General features: G+C 62.0%; 7 protein-coding genes. All 7 read right to left on the reverse strand.

Annotated elements, in window-relative coordinates; translation table 11 throughout:
• Positions 1-12: 12 nt before the first annotated feature.
• The 7 genes from U5782_RS29045 to U5782_RS29075 are packed head-to-tail and all read right to left on the reverse strand — an operon-like array spanning position 13 to position 6969.
• Positions 13-1569: a dynamin family protein gene (locus U5782_RS29045; RefSeq protein WP_322047309.1), complete on the reverse strand. Its 1557-nt coding sequence runs from the start codon at positions 1567-1569 to the stop codon at positions 13-15.
• Positions 1566-2807: a GTPase gene (locus tag U5782_RS29050; protein WP_322047310.1), complete on the reverse strand. Its 1242-nt coding sequence runs from the start codon at positions 2805-2807 to the stop codon at positions 1566-1568. The genes U5782_RS29045 and U5782_RS29050 overlap by 4 nt, the downstream gene beginning before the upstream one ends.
• 18 nt (positions 2808-2825) lie before the next feature.
• Positions 2826-3224 carry a RidA family protein gene (locus tag U5782_RS29055; protein ID WP_322047311.1) on the reverse strand — a complete coding sequence of 133 codons (399 nt, stop codon included), beginning with the start codon at positions 3222-3224 and terminating at the stop codon, positions 2826-2828.
• A 54-nt stretch (positions 3225-3278) separates the two neighbouring features.
• Positions 3279-4055, reverse strand: coding sequence for a benzoate diol dehydrogenase BenD (gene benD, locus U5782_RS29060; protein ID WP_322047312.1), 777 nt, complete (start codon positions 4053-4055; stop codon positions 3279-3281).
• Positions 4052-5074, reverse strand: a complete 1023-nt coding sequence (benC, locus tag U5782_RS29065) for a benzoate 1,2-dioxygenase electron transfer component BenC (RefSeq protein WP_322047313.1) — start codon at positions 5072-5074, stop codon at positions 4052-4054. The genes benD and benC overlap by 4 nt, the downstream gene beginning before the upstream one ends.
• A 51-nt stretch (positions 5075-5125) precedes the next feature.
• On the reverse strand, positions 5126-5614 hold the full coding sequence (benB, locus tag U5782_RS29070) for a benzoate 1,2-dioxygenase small subunit (RefSeq protein ID WP_322047314.1): 489 nt from the start codon (positions 5612-5614) through the stop codon (positions 5126-5128).
• Positions 5611-6969, reverse strand: a complete 1359-nt coding sequence (locus U5782_RS29075; protein ID WP_322047315.1) for a Rieske 2Fe-2S domain-containing protein — start codon at positions 6967-6969, stop codon at positions 5611-5613. The genes benB and U5782_RS29075 overlap by 4 nt, the downstream gene beginning before the upstream one ends.
• Positions 6970-7104: the final 135 nt, after the last annotated feature.

Genomic DNA, 7104 nt, shown 5'->3' on the forward strand with positions numbered 1-7104 from the left:
GCTTGACGACGCTCAGGGATGGCGCAGTTCGCGCTTCAGATCGTGCAGGTCGCGTTCGCGTTGCTCGATGACGGCTTCGAGCGATGCGGCGCGTTCGGCCAGTCGATCGAGCGCCGCACGGCACTGCGCGGCGGCGTCGCTAGCGAGACGCGCCAGGCTCGTGCGGATCGCGGCTTCCAGCGCGGCGTAGAGCCGGCTGTAGTCGATACCCACAACCTGCCCTTGCGCTTCTACCGTGATGCTCTCGTAGTGGATATCGTCGTTCAGCGTAATGGCGGCGAGTGAGACGTCGGTCTCGAACACGTAATCGCCCATTCGCCTGTTGGCCTCCCGCTCGAACGCTTCCCTAACGGACTGACCAACGCTCGCACGAACCGCGCTCACATCGCGCGCGGCCGCGTGCCGTTCCAGTAACGTCGGCAAAGTGGGAATCACGCTGCGCCAGGCGACATGGGCAATCTGCTCCTGCTGCTGTGCAAGCGACGCGCGTGCGCTCTCTAACGACGCCATCCACTGCGAAAGACGTGGCAGCGCCTCACGGCTCAAGCGGCCCAGCACGTTCTCTTCGAGATCATGGAGCACGACCTCGGCAAGCTTGCGCCGCTTGTAGGCCAATGCCGGTTCGGTCATGGCGATCAAGGCGGCGTACAGGCGCTCGAAACCGGCGTCGATCATGGCGGCAGCGCCCTGATTTTGCTCGCGCGCCATATAAGCGGAAACCGAAACCGGCGTTCTCAGCAACGTCGTTTCGACGTTCATCGCAATGAGTTTGTCCTTCGCACGTTGCTCGACATCGGCTTCCTGACCAGCGCGATTCTCTGCCGTCTTGTTGCACAGGCACTTGCGGATCTCGCCGTCGATTTCGTCTTCGTCGTAGAAGTCGCTGCGGGTGACGACCGGCAGTAGCGGTTTGTGGCGATGCAGTTCGCGCCCAAGCTGGTCGAGTTCCTGCACCTGGCCCGGCGACGCGGAGCTGGTCAGCCAAAGCACGCCATCGGCGCTTTCCGTGAAGCGCTGCGTGAGCGCCGCGTTCTCGGGCGTCACTGAATGCAGGCCCGGCGTGTCTAGCAGCACCAGGTTATGGGCGAGGCGCACACCCTGCAAACGCGCCGTGGTTTCAGTCGTGCCTTCCTCGAATCGCGCCGAGGTTTCAACGAGTTGGCCCGCATCGACATGGAAATATTCGACCGACTTGCCGTGCGCCGCAAAGCGCTCGGCCAGCAGATTGCAGAACGAACTCTTGCCCGCGTTGAATTTGCCGAAGACCAGCAACAGGAGTTTGTCGTCGAAGCGGTTGGCCAGCGCACGCACCGCTTCTCGGTTGCTCCACTGCTGCGCCCAGACTTCGACGCCATCGCGCAGTATCGCGTTGATCGCCCCGGCCTCTTGCGCCAGCGCGTGATGTGCCGTCAATCCCGGCCAGGCCAAACGGTGCGCTTCGAGATCGCGTTCCAGTTGCCCGGTCCAGGCGTCGAGCGAGCGCAACATCGCTTCGATATCCTGCGCTGTGAACTCAAACGCATCAATGCCGGCGATAAAACGCTGCTCGGCGCTCACGTCCGCTTTCATGTGCGCGGCTCCAGCGCAGGCAACGCCGCAAAAGCACGCTCGATGGCCGCGATGGCTTCCGTGGTGTGTTCGATCTGTGCGACCAGCGCCTGTCTGTCCGCCGACAATTCGTAATAGTGCGTGAATTGCTCCTGTAAACGCGTGCGCCCTGCCGCTTCGCAGAACATCCGGCGCAGATCCTTGCGGAATTTCACGGAGACGCCCAGCACCGCGATCATCACCGAATTGAGGCTGCGCGCCGCGGTTTGCTGCTCGCCCGGCAGGCCCACGACACCGTGGCCCGCGAGAAAGCCGTCGATTTCGATGCAGGCGCGCGAATAGGCGATCTGGATATGCGCGCGCTCCAGCTTGCCCGCCGTGAGCGCGTAGGCGTCCTTGGCCGTATCGGGCTTGATGGCGTGATCTTCGCCCAGTGAGTCGAGCATCGTTTCGATCTTCACGGCGGATTGTTCGATGACGGCTTGCAAACCGCTATCGAAAGCCTGACGCTGGTCTAGTTGCGTCTGCAACGAACTTGCGAGCGTAGCCTCGCATTGATCTCGAAACTGATTCAATTCCGCGCGAATTTCGTCAAGCAGCAACGCACGTTCGTGGGCGCGGGCTTGCGGCACGTTGCCGAGCGCTGCGTCCAGCGTCGCCTGTAATGCAGGAATACCGCTTCTTTCCTGCATCAGCAATTTCGCGCCCTCTACGCCCTTGCGATGACGCGTGGCCGAAACCGCATTGAGCACAACACCCGGTGCCTGCCGGACGATCGCTTCGCGCACTTTATCGAGTTCGGTATCGTCGGCGAGCTGGTCGATCTGCGTCAGCACGAACACCGTCTGGCGCTGCGTTCGCGCGCCGTCCGCGTGCAGTTCGAGCAGGAGTTCGCGCTCCTTCGCGTCGAGCTCCCCTTCCTTCGCGGCATGCACGAAGAGGCGAATATCCGACTCCAGCCATGCTGCGTGGAAGGCGTGACGATCGTCCTCGCTGCCCACATCCGCATCGAGACCCGGCGCATCGAGCCAGCGCACGTTGCGCTGCACGGTATCCGCGAGTTGCACCGTCTCGCGCCGGTCCGCCACGGCGAATACGTCCTGCCCGATCAATTCGTTGAGCAGCCGGCTCTTGCCGTGGTTGTATTTGCCGATGACGGTAATGGTGACATCAGGCTCGCCGTTGCGCGCGAGCGTTTGCAGACGCGCCAGATCGTGCGCGCGATGCGGCAGGACGGCGGCGATGGGAGTGTTGGACACGTAAGGGTTCCTCGACGCTCAGTCCCGCACGACGGCTACGGCCTTGATTTCCACGATGTAGCCGGGCGCACCGCCCAGCATATGGGCGCCCACCGCCGTCCACGCGGGCAGCGGATCGGTCTGGAGATACCGGTCGCGAACCTGCATGAACAAGGGCAGATCGCGCATGTCGGTATGGAAGGTCGTCAGATCGACCACGTCGGCGAACGATGCGCCCGCCGCTTCCAGCACCAGTCCGAGATTCTCGAACGCTTGGACCATCTGCGCTTCGCGACCTTCGACCAGTTGCATCGCCGCGTTGCGGCCGATCTGGCCGGACACGTAAACGGTGTTGCCGGCTTTCACGGCAGGCGCGTAACGGATCTTGTCGTATACCGCTTCCATGCCCGCCGGAATGATGGCCTTGCGATCAGTCATGTCTGTCTCCGTTCTGATTTTTCTATTATTGTTGCTCGCTCAACGGACTGGATATTAACCCGTATCGCCGCCCGCGACTGGCAACACCGATCCGGTGATATAGCTCGCTTCGTCCGAGGCGAAGAACAGGATCGGCGCAACCTGCTCGTCAAGGCTGCCATAGCGCTTGAAGAAAGTCGACTCGGTCACCTGATGAACGGCCTCGCTCATCCACGCCTGTTCCTGCGCGCTGTCGCCCGCGGCATTGCGCGGCACGCGGCGCGGCGGCGCATTGGTGCCGCCAGGTGCAGTGGCGACCACGCGAATATTGTGCTCCGCGTATTCCATCGCCAACGACTGCGTGATCGCATTCACGCCGCCCTTGGCCGCCGAGTATGGGACGCGGCGAATCCCGCGCGTGGCGTTCGACGAGATATTGACGATCGTACCGCCACCGCGCGCGAGCAGATGCGGCAGCACGGCGTGGCAGGTGTAGAGCGTGGGCATGAGCGAGCGGCGAATTTCCGCGTCGATCTGCTCGGGCTCGAACTCCGCGAACGGACGCATGCGGATCGCGCCACCCACGCCGTTGATAAGAATGTCGATCCCGCCGAACTTCTCCACTGCGAAGGCCATCGCGGCGCGCGCGCCTTCATAGGTTTCGAGGTCGGCGACGAAGCCGGCGGTGTGATCGCCACCCGCCTCGGCCGCCACTTCGCTCACGAAGTCGGCCCGATCGACGAACAGCACCTTGCCGCCTTCAGCGGCCGCGCGCAGCGCCACGCCGCGCCCGATACCCTGGGCCGCGCCGGTCACGACCAGGACCTTGCCTGAGAATCGTTGCATGGTCATGCCGCCTTCGCCACGACGTTGGGTGTGAACTTCTCGTAGTGGAAGCTGTTGGGCTTCACGCCGTTGTCGTCGAAGTGCTTTCGCACCGCATCGACCATCGGCGGCGGCCCGCACAGATAGACGTCCACATCGCCATCGTTGAGCGCATTGGCGGGAATATGCTGCGTGACCCAGCCCTTGCGCGGATGCGTCGAGGCTTCGTCCGCCACCACGGTGCTGAAGCTGAAATTCGGCAGCTTCGCGGTATAGGCTTCGATTGCATCGACTTGCACGAGGTCGAGATCGCGCGTCACGCCATAGATCAGATGAATCGATTGCTGCGAGTTTGCGCGCGCGAGCACTTCGAGCATCGAGAGGAACGGCGCGAGACCCGTGCCGCCCGCGAGGAACAGCAGCGGGCGCTGCACATCGCGCAGATAGAAGCTGCCGAGCGGCCCGATCAGTTCGAGCGCGTCGCCTGTCTTCGCGGCTTCGAGCCACGTGCTCATCACACCGCCGGGAATCTTCTTGATCAGGAAGCTGAGCTTCGATTCACCGGGCGCCGACGAAAACGAATACGAGCGATGCTGGCCGCTACCAGGCACATCGATATTGACGTACTGGCCCGGCAGGAACACGGGCGCATTCGCCTGCACGTCCAGTTCGAGCACGACGGCGGCGTCGTTATGCAGTTCGATCTTCGCAACAGTGGCGGCGCACTTGCTCTGCCCCGTCTTGCAGACCGTCGACGAAGCCGGCACCGAAATCACGCAATCGCTTTGCGGCACCATCTGGCACGTGAGCACGAGGCCGCCGTCCTTTTCGTCTTCGCTCAACGCGTCTTCGATATAGTCATCGCCGAGATCGTAGCGGCCGCTTTCGGCCTTGCATTTGCACGTACCGCACACGCCGTCCGAGCAATCCATCGGCAGATTGATGCGAGCGCGAAACGCTGCGTCGAGAACTTTTTCGCCGGCCTTGCATTCGATGAAGCGTGTGACGCCGTCTTCGAAGTTCAGCGCAATATTGAAACTGGACATGGGTACCTCCTCCAACTGCCTTGTAGTGTTGCTGTCGACGTCGAACGCTATTTACACGTGGTAGACGTCGAGGACCTGCCGGATATAGTCGTTCTTCAGCACGATCTTCTTATAGGAAATCAGCCACTGACCTTCGACCTGGCGCAGCGTGACGAACATCGTGCCGTAGAAAAAATCGGTCGTGCGGTAACGATGGTTGAGCGTCTGGAAGTTGTAGCGCACGTCCACTTCGTTATCGCGCGTGGCCAGCACTTCCACGTTGGTGACGTTGTGGCTCGTGCGCGGCTCCGGCGTGGACGCGCCGCTGCGCTCGGTCTTGATGCGGAACACGCGGTCTTCCAGGCCGCCGCGATCCGGGTAGTACATCAGCGAGATCTGGCTTTCGTGGTCGTCGGTGATCTGGTCATCGTCGTCCCACGCCGGCATCCAGTAGGTCACGTCCTCGGTATAGCAGCTGAGCCACTCGTCCCACTGACGATCGTCGAGCAGGCGAGCCTCGCGATAAAGCACCGCGCAGAGGGTTTGATAATCGAAGCTCATGCTACGGTCTCCTGACGTTCCTTCTTCAGCGCGTCGCGCATCACCTGTACCCAGTATTCGTGCTGGCAGACGAACAGACCTTCGTCTTCGCTACGCTCGCCCGAGATGAGCGGCTTGAGGCCCATCTTCTTCGCGTTCTCGTCGGCGCCTTCCACCCACAGCGGCGCGCCGCGCGAGAGGTCGTTCCACATTGCCGTGATACCGGCATAGCCATTCTGGCAGGCGCGGAATTCTTCCAGATCGTCGGCCGTGCCCATGCCCGTGACGTTGAAGAAGTCTTCGTATTGGCGAATACGCGTCGCGCGATCCGTTGCGCTCTCGCCCTTGGGTGCGAAGCAGAAGATCGACACTTCGGTGCGATCCACGCTGATCGGACGCACCACGCGAATCTGCGTGCTGAACTGGTCCATCAGGAACACGTTCGGGTAGACGCACAGGTTGCGCGTTTGATTCACGATGAAATCGGCCGCCACTTCGCCCACGCGCGCCTTGATTTCGTCGCGCTGCTGATAGACCGGGCGCACTTCGGGGTTCATCGTCTCGGTCCACAACAGGATGTGGCCGTGCTCGAAGCCGTAGACGCCCGCAACGGACTTGCTCCAGCTATTCGCGTCGACCGCCTTGGTGCCTTCTTCCTTGCGGCGGCCCATCGTCGCGGCGTAATTCCAGTGCACGGTGCTGACGTGATAACCGTCGCAACCGTTTTCCATCTGCATCTTCCAGTTGCCCTCGTACACATACGAGGAATTGCCGCGCAGCACTTCAAGGCCGTTGGGCGCCTGATCGACGATCTGGTCGATGATGGTGCGCGCTTCGCCCAGGTACTCTTCGAGCGGCATCACGTCCGCATTGAGGCTGCCGAACAGGAAGCCGCGATAGTTCTGGAAGCGCGCGACCTTCTTCAGGTCATGCGAGCCGTGCGTGTTGAACTGCACCGGATATTCAGTGGTCTTCTCGTCCTTCACCTTGAGCAGCTTGCCCGTGTTCGAGAAGGTCCAGCCGTGGAACGGGCACGTGAAGCTGCCCTTGTTGCCGTGCTTGCGACGGCACAGCATCGCGCCCTTGTGGGCGCAGGCGTTGATCACCGCGTTCAGTTCGCCGGTCTTGTCGCGCGTGATGACCACGGGCTGCCGACCAATCCACGTCGTGTAGTAGTCGTTGTTGTTCGGCACCTGGCTTTCATGCGCCAGATAGACCCAGTTGCTCTCGAAGATGTGTTTCATCTCGAGTTCGAACAGCTCGGCGTTCGTGAAGATATCGCGACGGCAGCGGAAGATACCGGCTTGCTTGTCGTCCTGCACGGCGGTGGCCAGCAGGTGATCGAGGTCGTTGGCGTGGTCGATGATGGCGGACATGTTTCCTCTCCCTATGCGTACACCGATTCCTGCACGGGATCATGCATCGGTGGCGAACGGGTTCTCGCGGGGGATTCTATGGACGGCAGCGCGGCAACTACACCGGGCTACCGCCGTACTGGACGTTACGCGGTG

The organism is Paraburkholderia sp. J67 (assembly GCF_905220265.1).
In the GTDB taxonomy this organism is placed as follows: domain Bacteria; phylum Pseudomonadota; class Gammaproteobacteria; order Burkholderiales; family Burkholderiaceae; genus Paraburkholderia.

Bases quoted from the DNA above. Each gene is read 5' to 3' on its own strand.
- U5782_RS29045 (WP_322047309.1), bottom strand. From the start codon at position 1,569: ATGAAAGCGGACGTGAGCGCCGAGCAGCGTTTTATCGCCGGCATTGAT.
- U5782_RS29055 (WP_322047311.1), bottom strand. From the start codon at position 3,224: ATGACTGATCGCAAGGCCATCATTCCGGCGGGCATGGAAGCGGTATAC.
- benD (WP_322047312.1), bottom strand. From the start codon at position 4,055: ATGACCATGCAACGATTCTCAGGCAAGGTCCTGGTCGTGACCGGCGCG.
- benC (WP_322047313.1), bottom strand. From the start codon at position 5,074: ATGTCCAGTTTCAATATTGCGCTGAACTTCGAAGACGGCGTCACACGC.
- benB (WP_322047314.1), bottom strand. From the start codon at position 5,614: ATGAGCTTCGATTATCAAACCCTCTGCGCGGTGCTTTATCGCGAGGCT.
- U5782_RS29075 (WP_322047315.1), bottom strand. From the start codon at position 6,969: ATGTCCGCCATCATCGACCACGCCAACGACCTCGATCACCTGCTGGCC.